The 22,350-nt window shown below is 41.4% G+C and carries 17 protein-coding genes and 2 pseudogenes; 11 read left to right on the top strand and 8 right to left on the bottom strand.

Annotation, left to right across the window (positions count from 1 at the left end):
• The first annotated feature begins 40 nt into the window (after positions 1 to 40).
• Positions 41 to 826 carry a carbon-nitrogen family hydrolase gene (locus CJ483_RS16980; RefSeq protein ID WP_120036298.1) on the top strand — a complete coding sequence of 262 codons (786 nt, stop codon included), beginning with the start codon at positions 41 to 43 and terminating at the stop codon, positions 824 to 826.
• A gap of 100 nt (positions 827 to 926) precedes the next feature.
• Here CJ483_RS16980 and metA read toward each other — a convergent pair.
• Together metA and CJ483_RS16970 are read right to left on the bottom strand one after the other, a co-directional pair.
• A pseudogene (gene metA / locus CJ483_RS16975) lies at positions 927 to 1,834 on the bottom strand (homoserine O-acetyltransferase MetA).
• A gap of 141 nt (positions 1,835 to 1,975) precedes the next feature.
• The gene (locus CJ483_RS16970) at positions 1,976 to 4,138 is read right to left on the bottom strand and encodes a DNA topoisomerase III (protein ID WP_120036297.1); all 2,163 of its coding nucleotides are present in this window, start codon (positions 4,136 to 4,138) and stop codon (positions 1,976 to 1,978) included.
• Between the two features lie 184 nt (positions 4,139 to 4,322).
• On the opposite strand from CJ483_RS16970, the gene CJ483_RS16965 reads away from it, so the two are divergent.
• Both CJ483_RS16965 and CJ483_RS16960 read left to right on the top strand, forming a co-directional pair.
• Positions 4,323 to 6,524: a GDYXXLXY domain-containing protein gene (locus CJ483_RS16965; RefSeq protein ID WP_120036296.1), complete on the top strand. Its 2,202-nt coding sequence runs from the start codon at positions 4,323 to 4,325 to the stop codon at positions 6,522 to 6,524.
• 295 nt (positions 6,525 to 6,819) lie between these two features.
• Entirely contained in the window at positions 6,820 to 7,269 is a 450-nt protein-coding gene (locus CJ483_RS16960; protein ID WP_120036295.1) for a C40 family peptidase, read from the top strand.
• Positions 7,270 to 7,312: 43 nt separating this feature from the next.
• On the opposite strand, the gene CJ483_RS16955 is transcribed toward CJ483_RS16960, so the two are convergent.
• A complete protein-coding gene (locus CJ483_RS16955) occupies positions 7,313 to 8,629 on the bottom strand; it encodes a hemolysin family protein (RefSeq protein WP_120038118.1) in 1,317 nt (438 codons plus the stop codon).
• A 311-nt stretch (positions 8,630 to 8,940) separates the two neighbouring features.
• Between CJ483_RS16955 and CJ483_RS16950 the strand changes: the two genes are divergently transcribed.
• The 4 genes from CJ483_RS16950 (at position 8,941) to CJ483_RS16935 (ending at position 13,282) form a co-directional block, all read left to right on the top strand.
• Positions 8,941 to 10,497, top strand: coding sequence for an ABC-F family ATP-binding cassette domain-containing protein (locus CJ483_RS16950; RefSeq protein WP_120036294.1), 1,557 nt, complete (start codon positions 8,941 to 8,943; stop codon positions 10,495 to 10,497).
• Between the two features lie 154 nt (positions 10,498 to 10,651).
• Positions 10,652 to 11,317: a Dph6-related ATP pyrophosphatase gene (locus CJ483_RS16945; RefSeq protein WP_120036293.1), complete on the top strand. Its 666-nt coding sequence runs from the start codon at positions 10,652 to 10,654 to the stop codon at positions 11,315 to 11,317.
• Positions 11,318 to 11,345: 28 nt separating this feature from the next.
• Positions 11,346 to 12,389 carry a membrane-associated sensor domain-containing protein gene (locus CJ483_RS16940; RefSeq protein WP_120036292.1) on the top strand — a complete coding sequence of 348 codons (1,044 nt, stop codon included), beginning with the start codon at positions 11,346 to 11,348 and terminating at the stop codon, positions 12,387 to 12,389.
• Positions 12,390 to 12,565: 176 nt separating this feature from the next.
• Complete coding sequence (locus CJ483_RS16935) at positions 12,566 to 13,282, top strand: PP2C family protein-serine/threonine phosphatase (protein ID WP_182917089.1); 717 nt, start codon at positions 12,566 to 12,568, stop codon at positions 13,280 to 13,282.
• A gap of 139 nt (positions 13,283 to 13,421) precedes the next feature.
• Here CJ483_RS16935 and CJ483_RS16930 read toward each other — a convergent pair whose 3' ends face one another.
• Positions 13,422 to 14,591 carry a DEAD/DEAH box helicase gene (locus CJ483_RS16930; RefSeq protein WP_120036290.1) on the bottom strand — a complete coding sequence of 390 codons (1,170 nt, stop codon included), beginning with the start codon at positions 14,589 to 14,591 and terminating at the stop codon, positions 13,422 to 13,424.
• A 162-nt stretch (positions 14,592 to 14,753) separates the two neighbouring features.
• Here CJ483_RS16930 and CJ483_RS16925 point away from each other — a divergent pair, with 162 nt between their 5' ends.
• Positions 14,754 to 16,469 (top strand): alkaline phosphatase family protein, encoded by a 1,716-nt coding sequence (locus tag CJ483_RS16925; protein WP_120036289.1) that lies wholly within the window; start codon positions 14,754 to 14,756, stop codon positions 16,467 to 16,469.
• A complete protein-coding gene (locus CJ483_RS16920; RefSeq protein ID WP_120036288.1) occupies positions 16,469 to 16,744 on the top strand; it encodes a hypothetical protein in 276 nt (91 codons plus the stop codon). Before CJ483_RS16925 ends, CJ483_RS16920 begins: the two co-directional genes overlap by 1 nt.
• Before the next feature lie 24 nt (positions 16,745 to 16,768).
• Here the strand turns inward: CJ483_RS16920 and CJ483_RS16915 are convergent, their stop codons facing one another.
• The gene (locus CJ483_RS16915) at positions 16,769 to 17,335 is read right to left on the bottom strand and encodes a general stress protein (RefSeq protein ID WP_120036287.1); all 567 of its coding nucleotides are present in this window, start codon (positions 17,333 to 17,335) and stop codon (positions 16,769 to 16,771) included.
• Positions 17,336 to 17,473: 138 nt separating this feature from the next.
• Here CJ483_RS16915 and CJ483_RS16910 point away from each other — a divergent pair, with 138 nt between their 5' ends.
• Positions 17,474 to 17,686 carry a hypothetical protein gene (locus tag CJ483_RS16910; RefSeq protein WP_120036286.1) on the top strand — a complete coding sequence of 71 codons (213 nt, stop codon included), beginning with the start codon at positions 17,474 to 17,476 and terminating at the stop codon, positions 17,684 to 17,686.
• A gap of 335 nt (positions 17,687 to 18,021) precedes the next feature.
• Here CJ483_RS16910 and CJ483_RS16905 read toward each other — a convergent pair whose 3' ends face one another.
• The gene (locus CJ483_RS16905) at positions 18,022 to 18,618 is read right to left on the bottom strand and encodes a DNA-3-methyladenine glycosylase (RefSeq protein WP_120036285.1); all 597 of its coding nucleotides are present in this window, start codon (positions 18,616 to 18,618) and stop codon (positions 18,022 to 18,024) included.
• A gap of 286 nt (positions 18,619 to 18,904) precedes the next feature.
• Here CJ483_RS16905 and CJ483_RS16900 point away from each other — a divergent pair, with 286 nt between their 5' ends.
• Positions 18,905 to 19,267 (top strand): DUF948 domain-containing protein, encoded by a 363-nt coding sequence (locus tag CJ483_RS16900; RefSeq protein WP_120036284.1) that lies wholly within the window; start codon positions 18,905 to 18,907, stop codon positions 19,265 to 19,267.
• Positions 19,268 to 19,633: 366 nt separating this feature from the next.
• On the opposite strand, the gene CJ483_RS16895 is transcribed toward CJ483_RS16900, so the two are convergent.
• The gene (locus CJ483_RS16895; RefSeq protein ID WP_120036283.1) at positions 19,634 to 20,008 is read right to left on the bottom strand and encodes a DUF2512 family protein; all 375 of its coding nucleotides are present in this window, start codon (positions 20,006 to 20,008) and stop codon (positions 19,634 to 19,636) included.
• Positions 20,009 to 20,205: 197 nt separating this feature from the next.
• Positions 20,206 to 22,349 (bottom strand): annotated as a pseudogene (gene recQ / locus CJ483_RS16890) (DNA helicase RecQ).
• Position 22,350: the final 1 nt, after the last annotated feature.

Here is a 22,350-nt window from a genome sequence, read left to right as displayed (position 1 = left end):
AAGTAAAGTAAGAATTTTCGGAAAGGGAAGTGGAGCTGAAATGATATTGAAAACTGCTGTCATCCAAATGGATATTGCTTTTGGCAACCCGCAAGAGAATTACAGGCGTGTGGAAAATTGGCTGCAAAAAGCGGCCGATGAAGGCTGTCAATTAGCAGTGCTGCCTGAACTCTGGACAACAGGTTATGATTTAACACGGCTTGACGAAATTGCAGATAGACAGGCGCAAGAATCCATTGCTTTTTTATCGGAGCAAGCTAAGAAACATCAAATGCACTTGATTGGCGGCTCGATAGCTAACCAAACAGACGATGGTGTAGAAAACACGTTGCTTGTAATAAACAAGCAAGGAGAATTATTAAAACAATATAGCAAGCTGCATTTATTCCGTCTCATGGAAGAAGAAAAGTTTTTGAAGGCAGGAAAAGAAGATGGCTTATTTACACTTGAAAATGAGAAAATGGCTGCATTCATTTGCTACGACATTCGCTTTCCAGAATGGTTAAGAAAGCACGTACTTGCAGGGGCAAATGTGTTGTTTATCCCAGCAGAATGGCCTCTTGCCCGCACAGACCATTGGCGCACATTGCTCATCGCCAGGGCAATTGAAAACCAAAGCTATGTTGTTGGCTGTAACCGAAGCGGTGAAGATCCTAAAAACAAATTCGCCGGACATTCCCTTATCATTGATCCATGGGGAGAGATTATTGCTGAAGCGGGTGAGGGAGAAGAGCTGCTCATTGGAGAAATTGATCTTGCAAAAGTGTCAGAAATAAGAAAACGGATTCCTGTTTTTGAAGATCGTCGGCCAGAGTTTTATCGTTAATGAAAAAGACACCCGGGAAATTTCCCGGGTGTCTTTTTCATTAACGATAAGTAATTGCCCAAGGGCTGCCATCACTTGTCTTTACTTTCTCCTTTCGCTTTCAATCCCACTCATACGGCGTTTCTTGGTATACATAATAGTTTAGCCAGTTGGAGAATAATAAGTGAGCATGTGAACGCCATTTATTAACAGGCTTTTTTGTCGGATTATTGTCCGGGAAATAATTTTTTGGCATGTGAATCTCGAGCCCCTTCGCTAAATCCCGCTCATATTCTTCAGCAAGGGTTTTCGCCTCATATTCCAGATGTCCTGTAATCATGACATGACGTTCATCTTTTGACATAATGATAAATGCTCCTGCTTCTTCAGAATAAGCCAAAAGCTGCAAATCCTCGTGCGCCTCAATTTGCTCCTTTTCCACGTCTGTATAACGAGAATGCGGCGCATAAAAGATGTCATCGAAGCCGCGCATTAATTTTACAGTCGGCTCATTCACTACATGGCTGAAAACTCCAGAACACTTTTCAGGTAATTCGAACTTTCCGATGCCAAAATAATGATAAAGAGCAGCCTGGGCCCCCAGCAAATGTGCAGCATGGACGTAACATTTGTTTTAGCCCAATCCATGATTTCTTTCAACTCTTCCCAATAGTTGACTTCCTCAAAGTCCATCAGTTCAATGGGCGCGCCAGTAATAATCATACCGTCGATGCGTCTGTCCTGTACTTCCTCGAATGTCGTATAAAATTGCTCTAAATGAGACCTGCTAACATTCTTTGATTCATATGTAGCCGTATGCAAAAAAGATACATTCACTTGAAGTGGTGTATTACCGAGCAGCCGCAGAAGCTGTGCTTCTGTCTTTTCTTTTTCCGGCATCAAATTTAGAATTAAAATATTTAAAGGACGGATATCCTGGCTGCGGGCCCGGTCAACATCCATCACGAAAATATTCTCTTTCTCCAGAACCTCCCGTGCTGGTAATTCCTGCGGTATATTAATCGGCATTCTTCTACCCCCTCTTAGTTTTGAATTTTCAATAAACTATTATAGACAGCCTGGCTGAAAAAACACAAGGATTGTTTTTTCGCTTGGTTATAGGAAAACAAAAAAAGCCTGCAAAGAAGCGCTTCTTTGCAGGCAGATTGTTTATTTTAGCTTTAACTTCGCTAAAGCATCAGCCAAAGCCGTGTTCAATGGTTCATCCTTTGATTGCTTTTTCAAATATTTATTCACATCTTGCTTCGTTGCTTTGCTTCCTGACTCCTTCTTCCGTCTTTCCTGAAAAGTCGTCAGTTTTTCTCTGTAACCGCATTTACAGACAAAAATTTGGCCTTTTCCTTCCCCGCGAAGCTCAAGTTTTTTATGGCAGTTCGGACAGCGGGCATTCGTTAATTTGGCCACATTCTTACGGTAACCGCATTCCCGATCCTGACAGACAAGCATTTTTCCTTTTTTTCCGTTCACTTCAAGCAACAATTTGCCGCAATCCGGACACTGACTGCCAGTTACATTGTCATGCTTAAACTTTTTGTCGCTATGTTTAATTTCATTGGTTACTGCCTTTGTATAATGGCAAATTTCTTTCATAAAAACTTGAGGCTTCAGCTTTCCCTTGGCAATGGCTTCGAGCTTTTGCTCCCACTCGCCGGTCAAAGCCGGTGACTGCAGTTCGCTTGGTACGAGCTCCAACAGTTGTTTGCCCTTAGAAGTAAGAAAGATATCTTTACCTTTCTTTTCGATCAGAAACGTATTAAAGAGCTTTTCAATAATATCTGCTCTTGTCGCTACTGTTCCAAGTCCTCCGGTTTGACTGAGTGTTTGTTTCAGCTGTTTACTCTCTTCTTCCATGTATTTTGCCGGATTTTCCATTGCGGATAGAAGTGTACCCTCATTAAAACGAGCAGGTGGATTCGTTTCTCCTTGCGTAGCAGTTAACGCTGCTACCTCAAGTTCTGCTCCATTTTTGACAGAAGGAAGCGAAGCTTCATCATCCTCTTCTTTTCCATATACCTCTTTCCAGCCAAGAGAAGTAATCACTTTTCCTTTAGCTGTAAACGTTTCTGATCCAATTTTCGCTTCTACTGTAGTCTGCTCGTATTCAAATGGCGGCAGCAAAACAGCTAAAAAACGTTTAACAATTAGATCATAAACTTTCCGTTCCTTATCGCTTAAATCACCAAGAATTGCCGTTTGCTCAGTTGGAACAATCGCGTGGTGATCACTGACCTTCGCATCATTAATAAAGGACTTGTTCGGTTTAATTCCATATTTCTTTACTTTGACCGCAAACTTTGTATAAGGATTGATTTCCACAGCTTCTACTCTTTCTTTCAGCGTATCAGCCATATCGCTTGACAAATAGCGAGAGTCAGTACGCGGATACGTTACGAGTTTATGCTGCTCATATAGCTTCTGCATGATAGATAACGTTTCTTTTGCTGAAAAGCCAAAAATCTTGTGGGCATCACGCTGCAGCTCCGTCAAATCATATAATTCCGGCGCATAAGACTTTTTTGCTGCTTTTTTCACGTCTGTAATTACCGCTTTTTCTCCACGAATTGCTTTCAAAATTCCATCACGCTTGTCCTGGGAAAAAGTCTTTGTATCATTCGACTTAGCTTCTTTCCATGTTAGCTTTATGTCGCTAGCAATCGCCGTGATTCCATAATAACTTTTCGGCTTAAATTGTTTAATCTCTTCCTCTCTTTTGGCAATCATGGCGAGCGTTGGTGTTTGTACGCGTCCGCATGAAAGCTGTGCATTAAACTTTGTCGTCAATGCCCGTGTAGCATTAATTCCGACAAGCCAATCTGCTTCTGCTCGTGCTACAGCAGACCGATACAAGTTTTCATACTCCTTGCCATCCTTTAATTTCTTAAAGCCTTCACGGATTGCTTTATCCGTTACAGAAGAGATCCATAGACGCTTAATCGGCTTTTTCACATGGGCTTTATCAATAATCCAGCGAGCAACAAGCTCCCCTTCTCGCCCTGCATCTGTAGCGATCACAATGCCTTTTACATCCTTGCGGTTCAACTGTGTTTTTACCGCTTGGAACTGCTTGCCGGTCTTCTTAATAACAACCGTTTTTAGATGATCCGGCATTAATGGCAGGTCAGCCAGATTCCATGTTTTGTATTGATCGCCGTATGCCTCAGGGTCCGCATGAGTGACCAGGTGGCCAAGCGCCCAAGTGACGATGTATTGATCTCCTTCCAAAAAGCCGTTTCCTTTTTTTCCGCACTTTAAGACACGGGCAATATCGCGGGCAACAGACGGCTTCTCAGCTAGTACGACTGTTTTGCTCATAGTAACATCCTTTCATTTTCACACTGCTTTTATTATACCATTTGTTTCTGCAAATAGCGGTGCTCCTCTCCTTAAGCCTTTACTGACGATAAAAACGCGTGACTTCTTTCTCCTTTTCCTTTATATTTGGTAAAAATATTACATTTCAGCATATTTATCTATTACTTGGAAAGGAGTGATCGTTATGCTGTTGCATAAGCGCGGTGACATCCCTTATATTCTTGGGCTAATTTTTTTGATCGCTGGAGTTATTTACTTTTTTGCCTCAAACTGGCCTCTGCTGGACCGCCCTGTAAAAATCGGACTGAGCATGCTGATGATTGCTGCCAGTTTTGCGGCCTCACTTATTTATAAAAAAAGCACCACTTTTGCTTATTTAAGCAATTGGTGGCTATTGGTCTCATCTATCGCATTTGGTACCAGCATAGCCCTCATCGGGCAGATGTATAATTCCCACGCAGATTCTTATTTGTTGTTTCTTATTTGGCTGATCCCTGTCGTCCTGTTTGCTATTGCAACAAAATACCAGCCTTTTTTCTGGCTGTCCTTCCTGCTGCTGGAGCTGACAATTTGGCTAAAGATATACCCTGTCGGATTATGGATCGATTATTCAGATATGCAGGAGGCTGCCTTATATTTTCTGTTGATGGTCTTTCACCTTGTTCTGTTTTATGTATGGCAAAAAGCACGGCTTGAAAAACTTGGATTTCTCGCCTTAATAGGAGCGCAATATTGTGCTGTTTTTTTACTAATCAAGCATTCTCTCTATGCTATTTTTTCTAATTTCACTTCTTTTTCTTTTATTTATCTTTGCTTTCATGTAGTGTATCTCGTTCTTATGGTATGGTTTTGGCGCAAGTTCATGAGTGAGCGCAAAAGCCACCCAGTGATTATGGCTGTTCACCTGCTCTTTTTTGGCTTTTATATTATTTATAACGCTTTTCTTATTTACATTATGGTGTTTGGCGAAACAATTTTTTATACGGGCTTCCTTTTGCTAATAGCTGTTTTTGGATTTAGCATATATATTCTACAAAAGCTTTCAAAAATGGCTAAGGAGACCGAGAAAAAATGGAGCTATTACACTTACAAGTTTTTTGTCGGTATTTTATCTTTTTTAGGTACTATCATTGCGATCTCATCTATTAGTTCCTTTGTTGTTTTACTATTTGGCTTTGGAATAGGTTTGAAATACAGCTTTCTCTTTATCGGAGTCATCGCTGTTGTTTTCAGCCTTTTCATCTCTAAAAAAGAATGGGTGGTCGTTCGTCTTACCCTGCAAGTGACCGGCATTGCTTTTTTATTTTTCTTTTCGTACACACATGGAGAAGCATGGTTTTTCTGGCTATTAGCTGTCCTTTTCTCTTTGATGACTGTTTTATTTTTTTCATTGCGTGAGTCGTTGCTCTATTATGTCGCAGCAAATAGTGCTCTGATGAGTGCTATCTTTTTCAGCTTTAACCTTCCCGAAGAGGGAGTAAAGCTAACTTTTCTCTTATTGGGGTTATTGAATGCTCTTTTATTTTTAAAACAGCCCGTTCGGCGTCTCGGCCTGCTTGCTTACCTGTTATCTCTTTCTTATTTCTTTATAATGACGGCAGTTGAAGGCCATTCAGTTATTTTATCGGTCTTTCTTCATCTCGTATTTGCCGGATACTTTTACTTTCACCTTGTTTATCCAAAAAGCACATCCAGGCTCTATCAGTGGGCCACCTGGGCAGCAGTTGCCGCTTTTTTCATTTGGAAATATTATGAGCTCGTTTGGAAGCTGCTGCATAAGTCACTTGCCTTTTTCATTGTGAGCGCTCTATTCTTCCTTATCTTCCATTGGTGGGGCAGAAGGCATACAGAAAAAGCAAGAGATGTTCAGAACTGGAGCTGGAAGCCCATCATTGTCATTTTAATCATGCAGCTACTTTTCATTGGATTGACTTCATGGCAAAAAGAGCAATTGTTACAAAACGGAGAACTCGTTGCTCTCGAGCTGGAACCACTTGACCCTCGCTCTTTACTGCAAGGAGATTACGTTCAGCTTAACTATGCTATTCATAGAGCCTATCAAGAAGAACAACAAGATGGAAAGTTTACTAAAGGCAAGCTACATGCTGAACTAAGAAAAACAGCGAAAAATATTTCTTATCATGGCACAGAAGTAGCTATCTATGAACCCGTTCGCTTTACCCGAGCAGATCAGCCGGTTATTGTTAATGAGGAAATGGTCACGATTCAAGGGAAAAGCCATTATGGAAACCTCAATCTCGGCATTGAGCATTTCTTTATTCCTGAAAATACAGGAAGAGACTGGGAAGAGAAAAACATCGCACTTGTACGCGTTTCTAAAAATGGAGATGCCCTTTTAGTAACATTAGTAAAGCATGAAAAATAGACTCACACTCTACTGTCAGCAATAAAAAAGTTTGCTTTTGCCTCTATTACACTGTTAAATCAGAGGATGGAGCAGGAGGATACAGCAAGCTACACAGATGATTGCTGAGGAAGGTAGAAAACCGCATAAAAAGCCAAAAGACCGAGTAACCACTCGGTCTTTTGTAATGTATTTGTAATATTATACGATAAAATGTAACAGCACTTATAACAATTTTCTGATATATTAGCCTCAGATAAACATAATCTAACAAAAAATCTAATTTTAGAAGCGGAAGGGTAACAGGGTGAATCAGATGAAAAAATGGTTAACTGCAATAGTAAGTTCATTGATTTTAAGTGTTAGTTTGTTAATGCCTGTACATTCAGCAGACGCAGCTTATTCTGCAGACTCTGTCATTGCGGAAGCAAAAAGATATATTGGCACGCCATATAAATGGGGCGGCACTACTCCAAAAGGCTTCGATTGCTCAGGATTTATTCAATATACACATAAAAAAGTCGGTGTTTCATTACCAAGAACAGCTGCACAAATGTACCAAAAAGGGACAGCTGTTAAGAAGAGTGAAATGAAACCTGGTGATTTAATCTTCTTTAGTACATATAGTAAAGGCGCTTCCCACGTTGGGATTTATTTGGGAAATAATGAATTTATCCACTCTGCTTCCAAAGGCGTGCGAATTGATAAAGTAAGCAATTCCTATTATCAAAAAAGATACTTAGGTTCAAAACGGATTGCTAACTAAACAACTGTAAAACCGGCCCCCTTAACAAAAGGAGGCCGGTTTTTTATGGCTGCGTTTGTTTTTCTTTCTTTACTTTTCTGGCTTCAATCATATGAATATGATGACCGTCCACATCACGGATAATAAACTGATATCCTTCCTGCTCTAATGTATCTCCAAGAGCTACATCAATTTTCTGTGTCAAAAACCAGCCGCCCAAGGTATCGACATCATCTTCTGACAAATGAATGCCTAAAAGGTCGTTCACTTCTGTGATCAACACCCTCGCACTTAACATAAATTGGCCATTTGCAATCTTCTGTATTTCTGGTTTTTCGTCGGAATCAAACTCATCACGAATTTCACCAACGATCTCTTCTAAAATATCTTCTACTGTTACAAGGCCTGACGTACCGCCATACTCGTCCAATAAAACAGCCATATGGATCCTCTCTTTTTGCATCTTTAGCAATAAATCATGAATAGGTATAGTTTCAATTACGCTAATGACTGGCTTGACAAACCACTCCAGTGGCTGTTCATCGTAATTATCTTTGTTTAAGAAATAAGAAAAAATCTCTTTAATATTCACCATGCCAATAATGTTGTCTTTATCCCCATCATCTACTGGATAGCGGGTATATTTTTCACTTTTTAATATGGCTGTAATTTCAGCCCACGTTGAATCTTTATTTAATGTTACCATTTCCGTGCGCGGCACCATGATCTCTTTAGCGATTCTTTCATCAAATTCGAAAATATTATCGACGTATTTATATTCGGATTGATTAATTTCACCACTCTTATAGCTTTCCGACAAAATAATGCGCAGCTCTTCCTCTGAATGGGCCACTTCATGTTCAGACGCTGGCTCCAAGCCAAACAGGCCGGTGAAAGAGCGAGCGGAAGTGTTCAATATCCAAATAAATGGATACATTACTCGATAAAACAATACGAGTGCAGGTGAAAAAGCTAAAGTTAACCACTCTGCTTTTTGAATGGCTAAAGTCTTTGGCGCTAATTCCCCTATAACAACATGGAGGAAAGTAATAAAAGCAAACGCAATAACAAACGATAGCACTCCGGCTACAGATGGAGCTAAGTCAATTTTTTCAAACAGCGGATGCAGCAGACGTTCGACAGTCGGCTCACCAAGCCACCCTAATCCAAGTGAAGTGATTGTGATACCAAGCTGACAAGCTGATAAGTATTCATCCATGTTCGTAACAACCTTTTTAGCAACAGCTGCCTTTTTATTTCCTTCAGCAATCAGCTGATTGATTCGGGACATTCTGACCTTCACAATAGCAAATTCAGAAGACACGAAAAAACCGGAAAATCCAATTAGTACTGCAATAAGCAAGAAATTCACAATAATCAAAGACGGCAAGGAAAGTGAAGAATGACAGGCAGCGGGCAGGTCTCATTCCCTTCTTTACTTTCCTCTGTCACCTCCCGTACAAGTTTATAACTACCTTTACCCAATTAAAAATCATCCATAACAAAAAGATGAAAGTTTGCAGAGGATTAGCTTTTTCCATTTTCTTTATTCTTTTACTATTTCCACTAACCTATGCGTAAGAAACAAAGTTCCTTTACTCATTGTAATAAAAGCAAGGGGCAGTTTCCATTTTAAAGCCCCCATAGTAAAATAAATGTAAGCAATTTATTTTACTATGAGAGGGTTTTAACATGAGTATTTTGACAGTTGAACACTTAAGCCACGGCTTTGGAGACCGGGCTATTTTTGATAATGTATCCTTTCGTCTTCTTAAAGGCGAGCATATTGGACTCATCGGTGCAAACGGAGAAGGAAAATCGACATTCATGAATATTATCACCGGTCAGCTCCAGCCGGACGAAGGCAAAATATCCTGGGCTAAAAATGTTCGGGTTGGTTATTTGGATCAGCATGCTGTGCTAAAACAGGGAATGACGATTCGTGATGTCTTAAAAACCGCCTTTCAATATTTATTCGACTTAGAAACAGAGATGAATGACTTATTCGCCAAGATGGGAGAAGTCTCCCCTGAAGAGTTAGAGAAACTCCTGGAGGAAACAGGCACCATCCAGGATTTGTTAACGAACAATGACTTTTACGTGATCGATGCTAAAGTTGAAGAAATTGCCCGCGGACTCGGGCTCGATGAAATCGGGCTCGATCGTGATGTCCATGACTTAAGTGGCGGACAGCGGACGAAGATATTGCTTGCTAAATTGCTTCTTGAAAAACCGGATATTCTTCTTCTCGATGAGCCGACAAACTATTTAGACGAACAGCATATTGAATGGCTGAAGCGCTATTTACAAGAATATGAAAATGCATTCATTCTTATCTCCCATGACATTCCTTTTTTAAATAGTGTCATTAATCTGATCTATCATATGGAAAATCAGGAGTTAAATCGCTATGCTGGCTCTTATGACGATTTCATAAAGGTATATGAAATGAAAAAACAGCAATTAGAAGCTGCTTACAAAAAGCAACAGCAAGAAATTGCTGACCTTAAAGACTTTGTTGCCCGTAATAAAGCAAGGGTGTCCACAAGGAACATGGCGATGTCCAGGCAAAAAAAGCTCGATAAAATGGACGTCATTGAACTTGCTCAAGAGCGCCCCAAACCCGAGTTTCATTTTAAAGAAGGCCGAACATCCGGGAAAATGATCTTTGAAACAGATAGCTTGGTCATTGGCTATAACGAACCGTTGTCCAAACCATTAAATTTACGCATGGAACGAGGACAAAAAATTGCCCTAACTGGTGCAAATGGCATTGGAAAAACAACTCTGCTCCGCAGTATACTCGGTGAAATACAACCATTGTCAGGAAAAGTCGAACGAGGTGAATCCCTGCAAATTGGCTATTTTGAACAGGAGATTAAATCGGACAATAACCGCACGTGTATTGAAGAGATATGGAGTGAGTTTCCGTCTTTAACCCAATATGAGGTTCGTGCTTCCTTAGCCAAATGCGGCCTTACAACCAAGCACATTGAAAGCAAAGTGAGTGTCTTGAGCGGTGGAGAGAAAGCAAAAGTGCGGTTATGTAAATTGGTCAACAAAGAAACAAATCTGCTCGTACTCGATGAGCCGACCAACCATCTTGATGTAGACGCTAAAGCTGAACTGTTGAGGGCTCTGCAAGCATACAAAGGCAGTATCCTGCTTATCTCACATGAACCTGAATTTTATCAGCAAGTGGCGACAGAAGTATGGAACTGCGAAACGTGGACAACAAAAGTTTTTTAAGGACAATTATTTATACAAAAATATGCATGTCTAAACACTCATTTTAGCTAATACAACAAAAATCGACAGTATTTGCTACGAGCTTTCGATAAAATAGGGATGGTTAAACCATAAAAGAGAATGATTAAACCATGTAATATAGGAGCGTGCCAAGATGGCGAAACGAATAGCTTTATCATGGAGTGGAGGCAAAGATAGCTGCATGTCCTTGGAAAAATTAGTGACTGGCGGACATGAAGTCTTCTCTCTGCTCACAACAGTTCCTGAAGAATTAGAACGAACATTTGCCCACGGGGAAAAAATAGAAATGATCGAAAGGCAAAGTCATTCTTTATCTATTCCTGTGCATTTCGTTCGTTGTTCATTCAATGATTATACAGAAACTTTTATTGAAGATCTGATCAAGTTGAAAGATCGTTATAAGCTGGATAGCGTAGCATTTGGAGATATTTATTTAGATGGGCACCGGGAATGGGGAGAGAATGTCGCTGCAGCGGCCGGATTAGAAGCGCTCTTTCCTCTTTGGTGTCGCCCGCAAGACAGCCTCAACCTTCTAGCCTCCTTTGTTCAATCAGGTTACAAGGCAACGGTCATCCGCATACGTGAGGATGCCCTTGATGAATCTTGGCTGGGTAAAAAACTCGATCATACCTTTTTAGAAGAAATTCAAAGGCAGGCCGTTTGCCCACTTGGCGAAAATGGAGAGTACCATACATTTGTTGGTGACGGCCCCCTCTTTCAACATCCTGTTCTGTTCACTCACGGACAAGTCTTTTCACAGGATGGGAGCAAGCGTTTAGACATCCATCCGCTCGTTTGATGAATCAATAGACAAAGGGGGTTCGTTCATGCCCAAACGTATGCAGCAGACAGAAAAGAAAGCGTTTCTTTATATCGTGTTTTCCTTTGCTGTATTCCTTTCATTGATTAGTTTTGCTAGCTTCTTTTCTTCCATGTACGAACCCTTAAGAAGTAATTTTAAATTGATTCATTTAGTATTGGAGTTTATGAGCATTTCTGTCTCAGCCATCATCGTAAGCAATGGATGGGTAGCATTCACTCATACTTTATCAATGAACCGCCTGCTATTTTCGAGTGCCTTTGTGACTGTTGCTTTCTTTGACTTGATGCACATCTTAACATTTGACGGGACAGCCTCTTTTATAAAAGACCATTCCGTCTCTTTGACGCTATGGTTTTGGGCAATGGGCCGGCTTGTTGAGTCGGCCGCCCTTACCTTTATTACATTCTCTTCTAGCAAAGGAACCGCATCGCGCTCCATGCGCTGGTTAACTTATAGCTGTTCTCTTCTGCTAGCGATATTGACTTCTATCATTGTTACCTTATATTCCGATAGCTGGCCAGACCTTTTGCAATACAGCCGGCCGACATTGTTTAAAAAGGCAACAGAATATTTGTTTATCATCATTCACTTGTTGATTCTAATGAAGTCCATCACCACTTATAAGAAGGAAAGAAAGATCGAAGTCCTGCTAATTATTCTTTCTTCTTACTCCCTTATTTTTTCTTCGTGGCTAATGACGTTCTATCACTCTCCGGGTGACTACCTTAGCTTTGTTGGACATCTATTCAAAGTGTTAGGGTATCTTTTTCTCGTTAATATTATCTTTAAAATTAACATTGAGCACCCATTTAGGCAGGTGGAAGAATTCAGCAAGAGAAACCAACTTCTACTCGATAGTGTGGGGGAGGGAATCTACGGACTTGATAGCGAAGGGCAAACCATTTTCATTAACAAATCTGCCCTTCACATGCTTAAATATACGGAGCAAGAAGTGATGGGCAGAAAGCTTCATTATCTCATTCATTATAAAAAGAAAACGGATTTCCTTACTCCCCGAGAGAATGTCCTATACGGCAGACCCGTTTAGATGGCCAAAGTCGCAGACAGGAATCTTTTTTTTGGCGCAAGGACGGAACCGGTTTTCCAGTTTATTTAGACACCCGTGCCCTGCTTGATGAGGATGAAATTATCGGGACTGTTACTACATTTACAGACTTAACTGAAGCCCGAAAGCTTCAAAAGCTGGAATTGGAAAAGCAGGCTGTGGATGTTGAACTGGAATTGGCTGCCGCAGTGCAGCAGTCCCTCCTGCCAAAATTCAATCACATTCCTGCCGGAGTAGATCTTGGCGGGATCAGTGTTCCTTACCGGAAATTAAGCGGGGATTTCTATAAAGCGGTATTTCAGGAAAGTCACCTTGTATTCGGAGTAGCAGACATATGTGGAAAAGGCGTGCCTGCCGCTATTGAAATGGCAATGATGACTTATTCCATGGAACAGTTTAACCATCTAAGAGAAGAACCACATCATGTGATGAAGAGCTTAAACCGTTTTGCCGTTAAATACATGAGTGATTCTTCATTTGTCACCATGTTTTTTGGTAATTACGATATTTGTACATCTATTCTTTCATATAGCAATGCCGGGCATGAACCTGCCCTATTATTCAGAGAAGATACGAAAGAATTTCTCGAATTGACGACTAATAACCCGATTCTCGGTGTAATGGAAAATGCTCCTTATGAAACGAAACACATTCAGATGAAGTCAGGGGATCTCCTTCTCCTTTATACAGACGGTTTAACGGAGAATCGTTCTTCCACTTCTCCCGATGATAGCAACGAATTGCAGCGACTGTTGTTGCATATGGATCGTTCCCTTCCAGCGCAAGAGCTTTCGCTAAAGCTCTTCCAAGCGTTAAACAAAGGAGAGCGTCCTATCACCGACGATCAGACGTTATTAATATTTAAAAAGCTCTAAAGGCCAACAAAAACTAGTTAACCTAAACCTCAAGCTGATTGAAAACGCTTGTCTTTCAATGTGTAAATCTTAACAGAAAGCTGTCCACCAAATGGACAGCAATGAAAGCGAGCGTTGGATAACAGCTTAGAGCTGGCTTCTATCTGCCATCCCTTCTGCTTTTATTCACCTGCTTTTCTTCCGCATCAACAGGCTTCCCTTTAAAAAACTCTTTCTTCACAAGCCGAATGCCTAATGCTTTAGCCATCCTTTTCAAGTCGCGCTCTTCCCTTTCAGTCACAAGCGTGATAACGGTACCCGCTTGTCCTGAACGTCCAGTGCGACCCGCTCTATGTGTGTATTGAATAGTGTCCTTTGGCAAATCAAATTGCAATACGTGGCTTAATCCTTTAATATCTAAGCCCCGAGCGGCTACATCCGTTGCAAACAGCAGAGTCAGTTTTCCTTCGCGAAATCTTTTTAGCGCGCTAGCTCGTTCTTGCTTGCCTAATTCGCTATGAAGAATGCCATTAGCGAACCCTTTATAAGCTAGCTTTTCCGAAAACACATTCACCTCACCGATATCCTTTATAAAAGCAAGCACCCGTTCCGGCTCAAAACCGCGAATAATCCGCTCGACCATCACATTCTTCTCCCGCCGATCGCACACAAAATAAAAATGGTCTACCTGAGATTCCGGCAACTCTTCCTTTCCAACTGTTAACATGAGTGGTTCTTTCATCCATCCTCTTGCAATTGCAGCTGTTTTTTCGGGCATAGTAGCTGAAAACAAAGCAAGCTGCCGTTCCTTCATTGTTGACTTAATAATCGCTTCCAAACCTTTCATATGTTCTGGGACAAGCAACTGATCCCCTTCATCAAGAACGAGCAGCCTCACTTCATGCATTTTTAATTTTTTCATTTGGATCAGCTCATGAATCCGCCCCGGCGTGCCGGCAACAACTTGCGGCTGTTTTTTTAGTTTTTCTAGCTGGCGTTTTATGTTCGCTCCTCCAATAAAAGCAGCGCTTGTTATGCCTCCTCCCCACTGGCGGATTTCATCAGAAATTTGCATAACAAGCTCTCTAGAGGAAGCAAGAACAACAGCTTGTACAGCTTTTTTACCGGGGTCTACTTGTTCAAGTAAGGGCAGCAAGTAAGCTAACGTCTTTCCTGTTCCTGTCGGCGATTCAGCGATTAGATCTCGTCCTTCAAGAAGGGCAGGCACTGCTTTTTCTTGAATTGGCGTGGGCGACTGAAAACCCGCTTTCTCCCAAGCTTCTTGTAAAAATGGCTTCATTGTATTTAAAACAGAAAATGTTGTTGTCATATAAACTCCCTCTTCTTTACCGTCCTGCCGGTGTTATTGTTCTTTCATTATGAAAAACTTTTCTCGTTTGTGCAATCCCCGTTCAAAATGTTTTAAACCTAAAAAAAAGTGGAATGAATGTTTAGGCAGTTTTTTTAGATTATCAGCTAAAGGAGAGAACCAATGAATAACAAACGAATATTTACAATCAACTACGGCCGCTTTCTTAGAAAAATGACTGCAGCCTCCCTCCTTCTTGCTTCTATTCTCTCTCCTTTGACTGTCGCAGCCGCTGAAAAAGGAACGATGATGATTGTCTCCTTTGATGGGATGCGACAAGATTTTGCAGAGAAATATATAGAAGACGGCAGCATGCCTCATTTAAAAAAACTTAGAAAAGAAGGCTCCTACGCTGAGGACGTTACAACTATTTTTCCGTCTTTGACAGCTGCTTCCCATGCCTCTATTGCTACCGGTGCCAAGCCAGAAAAAACAGGCTTCGTCAGCAATTCATTTCATTATCCCGGCCATAAGCTGACTAATGAACAGGACGCTTTCAGCGCCACCATTAAGGTACCTCCTCTATGGGAAGAAGCAAGAAAGCACGGAAAAGTTACCGCGGCTGTCGGTTTTCCTGGTTCTAATCCAGCACAAAAAAATGAAGCCGACTATTCTATCTATTACGGCAATGTGCTTGCTGAAAGTGATTATGTTACTCTTCACTTTAACCCCTGGAAACATTCAAAAAATAGGCCTAAAAGCTTCTCCGCTCCTCAAGAAGCGCGCATCAATATTAAGTTAAAGGGGAAGAAAGACGTCCTTTTACATATTTTAGCCATCGATTCTTCAGATAATAACAAAAAAGATTACGATCGCTTCTATTTATCTGACAGTCTTTCTTTTGATAGAAATGCTATTTCTGCTGCTCCGAATAAATGGGGACGGATGCCTCTGCAAATTAAAGAGACAGATACAGCTGGCTTCTTATTCAAGATAAAAAACAGCGGAACCACATTGGACTCCGTCAAGCTTTATCGGACAGCAGTGACTACCGGGTTAATTAAAGGGCCTGACGGATTTAAAGAGGAAATTATAAAGCGATTCGGTTTCTTCCCTGATCAAGACGACCTCCCTTCCTATAAAAAAGGATGGATTTCTCGAAATGAATATGAAGAAATCAATGAAAACTTTTCGAATTGGATGCTGGAAACCTCTTTATTTATCAAAAAAGAATACAAGCCTGATTTATTAATGTTTTACGAACCTCATATCGACTTGGAAGAACATGCATTCTTATTAACTGACCCCCAGCAGCCTGGCTATAACAAAAGAAGAGTAAAGAAATACGAATCTTATATACAGCGAACATATAAACAGGCAGACCGGGTTATTGGAAAAACGATGGATTCCATGACGAATCAGGATCGTTTATTTATCGTCTCGGATCACGGGATGGAGCCTATCCATTCACGGTTATCACCTAATTATGAGTTGAAACAAGCCGGGCTTTTACAATTTGATGAAAAAGGAAGAATCGATCTTACGAGATCAAAAGCCTACGCTGTCGCCAGCGGAACGATCGCTCATGTGTATATTAATTTAAAGGGAAGAGAAAAAGGCGGAATTGTCGATCCAAGCGAATATAAACAAGTTCAGGATGAAATTGTTCAAGCCTTTAAAACCATTAAGGACAAAAGGAAACTCGCCTCACGAAAAGAATTACTCAAGCTTCATTTTAAAGAGTGGCGTGACAGTGATCATGAGTGGGCAGAAACAAAGGATACGGCTGTTAGCTTCTTTGACATTCTGCGGGATAAAAAAGAAAATCCCTATGAAAAAATCGATAAATTAGATCGAAAAGAGGGGATAGCTCTGATCATCCAAATGCCGGAGATGTGATGTTAACCGCTGCTTCAGGTTATTTGATGGGCAAAGACGCTAAAAAAGCCATGGAGCCGACTGAGGAACTTGGCAGCCACGGGGGAGATCCAAAAAGACCAGAGCTTGCCCCTGTCTTCTATGCCTATGGCAAGGACATCTCTCATGACAAAATAAAAAAGCACATATCTACCATTGATATTGCTCCCACGGTTTATCAACTAATGGGGCTTCCAATCCCTTCTTTTGTAGATGGCAAACCAATCAAACAATTAACAAAAGGACAGGCCGATTAATCGGCCTGTCCTTTTGTTAATTAATTATAGCCCTCTGTTATCCAAACGACTATCTGAATTCATGTCGTGAAGATCATGATCTCCTCTGATAACCGTTCTGTCTGTGGCTGTTCCAAGATCATGGGTGCCTGTGTTAGCTATGCCAGCATCACGATCTACCAGTACGAGCATTTTTCCTTGTTTGACATATTCATTGTAGCGATCGGCATCCTCTTCAGGAATGCCGAGGCCGATCAATGCGCCCGTTAAACCGCCAGCTCCGGCTCCGGCCGCTGCACCAGTCAAACCAGCTACAATCGGACCAGCTGCCACGATTGGACCAATACCAGGTATAGCCAGCGCTCCAGCTCCGGCTGCTACGCCGGCCAATCCACCAAGAATGCCTCCTGTAGCTGCTCCTGTAGCTGCTCCCTCTTCTGCTTTCGTATCCGTGGTTTCTTCCACATATTCGACATCATCGCGCTCTTTACTGATGACGGAAATTTCTTCTGAATTATAGCCTTGGCGTTTCAAATCTTCAATAGCTTCAATAGCTTCAGTGTGATCATCATAAACACCAACAATTCGCTTTTCATTATTATGGTTTAACATATAACATTCACTCCTTTGTTTTTTTCCTTGTTCACCTCCTGTTTTCCCCGTTCACTAAAACCTAAACAAATTATTTAAATGTTTAATCCCTCTTTAACAACGGGTAATAATGTATTAAATTACACTGGAGGTGGCCTGATGGCTGAAAAAAACAAAAAAGAATTTAGCAAAAGCAAGATGGATAATCCCGATCAAATGAAAACCGACAAGGAAAGCATATATGATAAATTTAAAAATGAACAAACTGTAGATTCTATTCCTTTAGAAGATTTAAGAATGGAACAAGAAGAAGAAAAGAATAAACACGATACAAAAGATAATTCATCAAGCGAAGAAAAATTCCCTGGATAAATCCGCCGGCTTTCCGGCGGATTTTCCTTTTTCTTAGGGGAAGAGCTACTAAAATACGGGCAAGAAAAAGAACTCCCTCCTATGAGCAGCTCAAGCGCTCTGCTTACTTTAACAGCAATTATGCTCATTTCGAGAATCAATGGGTCGGTTATTAAAATATGCGTTGAATACTTTTTCCTGCACGGCAATGAATGACTCTATACCGCAAGATTAACAGCGGCAAACGGAGGCTTAATTCTGAAATGATGAAGACCTTTTACCAGCGTGCTTTTAGACTTTTGTCCAGTCAGAGAATCTATTTTCGCAGGCGTATTAAGATAGAAGGACTCTGCCTTCTACCTTGATACAAATGCATTGCCTGTCACCCAGAATCGCCACGGGTATTCTTTCGCCTCTCCCGAATTATCAATACCAATGCGCGGTCCCGTTGAAATTTCTTTAGGTGTAAACCCTTTTCCAATGTAGAGAGGTGGTTCGTCAAAACGGCGGCCGTAATCTTCCATTGTAATGTTTAATGCTTTGGTTAATTTTCCCGGCCCGCTTGTCAGGTTTTTCAGAGAGGTTCCTCCCCTTCTCTCGATCATTAAATCAATCCCCTCGTAAGGTTCCACTGCTCGGATTAGTACCGCTTCTGGTATGTCTTTTTCTGCAGATACAACATTCACAAGACAATGAGTGTGCATTACGTACGTATAGACATGTCCAGCCTCATGAAACATAATTTCTGTTCGTTTCGTCCGCCGGTTATTGAAGCTGTGTGCCGCCCGGTCCATCGGTCCTTTATAGGCCTCTGTTTCTACAATGAACCCAGCTGCTGTTCCTTCCTGCGTCTCTTTTACTAACAAACAGCCCAAAAGCGCCTTGGCTAGTTGCAATGTCGGCTGCTGAAAGAACGATTTATCGAACGGCGTAAACTCTGCTCTTTGCTCCATGCTAACTCTCCCTTTTCTGTTTATTTATTCAGCTTTTCCCTCACTTTATAGCAAAAAAACAACTCTTTAGACTGTCGCCTATAAATACTCCGAGCATATTAAACCTAACCTTTCCTCCGTTCTTTCTTGTTTTCTCTTTTAAATAGGTTCTGCTTTTTATTTAAAAATAAACGAACACGGCCATAAAATAAATAATTCAAACGTTTTCCCGATATTTTTTCGTTAGATCGTTTACAATAAAGGGTAGAGTCTATAATACATAATGAGTTCATAAGGAGGGACATATATGGCGATTATCGGGTGGATTAGCCTGGCTATCGTTATCGGAGCATTGATTTACCTAGGTATTTCCGGATTCAGCACTTATAAATCAATGAAACCGAAGATCGATCATTTGGAGGCGGTATCGGAGCGGCTAAAAGTAAAACAAGAGACCATTCAGTCAGAAACAGAAAAGCTGAAAGCCACACAAGAACATATCAAACAAGATATCGAAGAAAAAAAGGAAGCGGTATTATTCACAGTAGATGAAGCAAAAAAAACACCGGAATCCCTTAAGCAACTTGGAACAGCGTTAAATATTATGAACGAAAACGTAAAGTTGAAGCTGCCGGTTCCTAAGCGAAAAAAACAGGCAGAAACTATTTAATGACCATATAAAAAAACCAATCTGACTAGAGTCAGATTGGTTTTTATTTATTCGTAACTCACAACGCTTCGACTGAAAAAGCTTTTTCATGAGATGAACCGCCGCGGTTATATTCTACATCGTCGTCTATGGTAAACCTAAACGACCTAAGCCCTGCCTTCTCTTAAGTCCTTGCGGCTCCGAGGCCGCGCCAGTTTGAATAAGTGTTACTTCTAAAACATAGCAGAACGCCAATATTATTTATATAAAACGTCATAAGTTACTTTATCACTGAATCACAAATGATAACATCTTTTTCAACTTATGTCAACTGCTTTATCAATAAAAAGGCAGCCTGCTTAGAATCTAGACAGACTGCCCCACTTCTCACGTATGCTCCGGATCTTTCAGTCGCGTTTCTAATACTTTCTCCTGCATGTAATTATGGAAGAACCACTCACCGATTCCTAAAAAGAATGCAACGGCAAGAGCATTCACAAATGCACCAGCACTGTTATCCATTGCATTGCCCATTATCCATAAAAGTACAGCGGCAAGGACAATATCGCTAAAAACAGCTATTGAGTTTCCCGCCGCCGGTAAGATCATTAGATCCCCAAGGATATACGAGACGACCGTTAATACTAATCCCATAATAAGTATATCTGTTATCGGAGTATCCATGATAACTCCCAGAGCAATGTATAGGATAGCTGTTAAAGCAACAAACTTCATAAGCAGCGCAGTTAAATGCTTAGTCATTTTCCCGCCTCCTTTCTCGGTTGGATTACCGGTTACAATTACACATTTCCCCGATTGATCATAATTATTCCTGTTCCTATATTTTTTTGTAAAATTAATCTTACTTTTCTAGCATAATGGATGTCTTCGCATAAACAAAAAAACCGATAGGAACAAGTATATACACTACCCGTCCATATCAGTTTCATTTCCTTTATTTATTCTTCCGTTGCTCCTGTCTTTTCCGGCATTCCAACAGTTAAAAATGCTTTAATCATACCGTATGTTATCTTTTCCGGTACAAGTTCCTTAATTGGTTTTAAGCGCTCTCGCCCCGCCTCCTGTACAGCTTTTTGCAAAAGCGGCCAGTGTTCTTCAGGCACGATCAGCGATAGCTCGACTTTCATTCCTTCCTCCGCACACTGTAGTAAATGATTTTCGATTGTGCTGATAGCGAGCTGTCTCTTCTCGGCAATCTCCTCAACGGTTAGTTGCTGACGATGCCATTCATACGTATCCAGATGAGATTGGCCGGTTACTTTTTTCTTTGGAGATGCCGGGGCTAATTCGGACGCACTATCTTTTTTCCGTTCGGGATGTTTCTCACAAAAGTCGGAGATAGCCACTAAGAACAACTGGCCGTATTTCTCAAGCTTATTGCCCCCTACACCGCTGACCGTGAGGAATTCCTCCTCCGTCTGCGGCAGCTTTAGACACATGTCCTTGAGCGACCGGTCTGAAAAAATAACAAACGGTGGGACGCCGGCTTCATCGGCAAGACTTTTTCTTAAGCTGCGCAGCTCTTCAAACAGCGGATCATCTGCGGCAATTTGCTTTGTTTGCACGGCTTCCTTCCTTTCAACTTGGCGATCGCCTAGCAGGACTTCTTTGCCTTTTTCCGTAACAAAAATGGTGGGGTATGTGCCATGTTCTACACCGAGCAGCTCTTGTGAAATCAAGAACTCAATAAAATTGGTAACATCTTTGGCACTTTTATCTTTCATAATTCCATATGTTGAGAGAGTATGAAAGCCGAACTCCATAATCTTTTATTTTTAGATCCTGTCAAGACTTGGGCAGTAATGGATTTGCCGTAACGCTGGCCCATCCGAATCACGCATGAAAGCACCATTTGTACTTCCTTCGTTACATCAACTGCCACGCGTGAATCGGTACAGTTGCCGCAGCGGCCGCATGGCTCTGACGCCTCATCGCCAAAGTATTTAACAATATAACTCTGCAAGCAGCTCTCTGTGTGACAGTAATCAATCATTAGCTGCAGTTTTTCCAGCTCCCTGGGAATGCGTTCTCTTTCAAGAGACTGGTCAATTAAAAAGCGCTGTGTTTGCACATCTTGCGGTGAATATAGGAGAAAGCATTCACTATCAAGGCCGTCCCTCCCAGCACGCCCTGCTTCCTGATAATAGCTTTCCATGTTCTTTGGAAGCTGATAATGGATGACATAGCGAATGTTGGATTTATCAATCCCCATCCCAAAAGCGTTGGTTGCTATCATCACTGCCGCTTGATCGGTTAAAAACCGATCTTGCTCGCTTATTCTTTCCTCGTCGCTCATTCCCGCATGATAGCGGGCTACTGAAATGCTGCTTTTGCTGAGTTTCTCGTAAAGCTGATCAACCGCTTTTCTCGTAGCTGCATAAATAATCCCAGATTCTTTTTCATTTTTCGTAAGATAATCTTTTATAAAGGCAAATCGATCCTGCCCCTGAATAACAGAAAAGGATAAATTCTCTCTTTCGAACCCTGTAATTACAGTATGAGTCTCATCAATATTCAAGAGCCGGCAAATATCTTCCCGCACTCTCGGGGTAGCTGTAGCTGTTAATGCCAGCACGACTGGATGTTGCGGAAGCATTTCTGCAAGGCGCTGAATCTGCCGGTAGCTTGGCCGGAAGTCATGTCCCCACTGCGAGATACAGTGAGCCTCATCCACCGCTACAAGCGGGATAGGGATCTCTTTTAAATCTTCTATAAATGAGTAAGACTCCAGCCGTTCAGGCGCAATGTAAAGAAGCTTGTACTCTCCCTGTCTTGCTGCTGCCATTGTATCCCGCACTTCAGCTGCACTAAGTGAGCTGTTAATATAGGCAGCAGAAACTCCTGCTTCAAGCAATGTATCTACCTGGTCTTTCATTAAAGAAATCAATGGCGAAACAACAACGGTCATTCCCGGAAGAACAAGAGCCGGAATTTGATAGCAAATTGATTTTCCGCCGCCGGTCGGCATGACACAGATTGTATTCTTTCCCTCAAGCACCTGGCTAATTGCCTGCTCCTGTCCGCTGCGAAAAGCCGAGTAGCCAAAATATGATTGTAATAATTGCCGCGCTTGTTGGAGCATC

The sequence above is a fragment of the Bacillus sp. PK3_68 genome, from assembly GCF_003600835.1.
Taxonomy (GTDB): domain Bacteria; phylum Bacillota; class Bacilli; order Bacillales; family Domibacillaceae; genus Pseudobacillus.
Note: the sequence above shows the minus strand (reverse complement) of the source record. Positions and strands in the feature narration are given on the sequence as shown.

Excerpts from the sequence above, each read along its gene's own strand:
- CJ483_RS16940 (WP_120036292.1), top strand. The coding sequence starts at position 11,346 with ATGCCCAAACGTATGCAGCAGACAGAAAAGAAAGCGTTTCTTTATATC.
- CJ483_RS16970 (WP_120036297.1), bottom strand. The coding sequence starts at position 4,138 with ATGAGCAAAACAGTCGTACTAGCTGAGAAGCCGTCTGTTGCCCGCGAT.
- CJ483_RS16930 (WP_120036290.1), bottom strand. The coding sequence starts at position 14,591 with ATGACAACAACATTTTCTGTTTTAAATACAATGAAGCCATTTTTACAA.
- CJ483_RS16925 (WP_120036289.1), top strand. The coding sequence starts at position 14,754 with ATGAATAACAAACGAATATTTACAATCAACTACGGCCGCTTTCTTAGA.
- CJ483_RS16950 (WP_120036294.1), top strand. The coding sequence starts at position 8,941 with ATGAGTATTTTGACAGTTGAACACTTAAGCCACGGCTTTGGAGACCGG.
- CJ483_RS16920 (WP_120036288.1), top strand. The coding sequence starts at position 16,469 with ATGTTAACCGCTGCTTCAGGTTATTTGATGGGCAAAGACGCTAAAAAA.
- CJ483_RS16915 (WP_120036287.1), bottom strand. The coding sequence starts at position 17,335 with ATGTTAAACCATAATAATGAAAAGCGAATTGTTGGTGTTTATGATGAT.
- CJ483_RS16900 (WP_120036284.1), top strand. The coding sequence starts at position 18,905 with ATGGCGATTATCGGGTGGATTAGCCTGGCTATCGTTATCGGAGCATTG.
- CJ483_RS16980 (WP_120036298.1), top strand. The coding sequence starts at position 41 with ATGATATTGAAAACTGCTGTCATCCAAATGGATATTGCTTTTGGCAAC.
- CJ483_RS16895 (WP_120036283.1), bottom strand. The coding sequence starts at position 20,008 with ATGACTAAGCATTTAACTGCGCTGCTTATGAAGTTTGTTGCTTTAACA.
- CJ483_RS16965 (WP_120036296.1), top strand. The coding sequence starts at position 4,323 with ATGCTGTTGCATAAGCGCGGTGACATCCCTTATATTCTTGGGCTAATT.
- CJ483_RS16960 (WP_120036295.1), top strand. The coding sequence starts at position 6,820 with ATGAAAAAATGGTTAACTGCAATAGTAAGTTCATTGATTTTAAGTGTT.
- CJ483_RS16945 (WP_120036293.1), top strand. The coding sequence starts at position 10,652 with ATGGCGAAACGAATAGCTTTATCATGGAGTGGAGGCAAAGATAGCTGC.
- CJ483_RS16905 (WP_120036285.1), bottom strand. The coding sequence starts at position 18,618 with ATGGAGCAAAGAGCAGAGTTTACGCCGTTCGATAAATCGTTCTTTCAG.
- CJ483_RS16910 (WP_120036286.1), top strand. The coding sequence starts at position 17,474 with ATGGCTGAAAAAAACAAAAAAGAATTTAGCAAAAGCAAGATGGATAAT.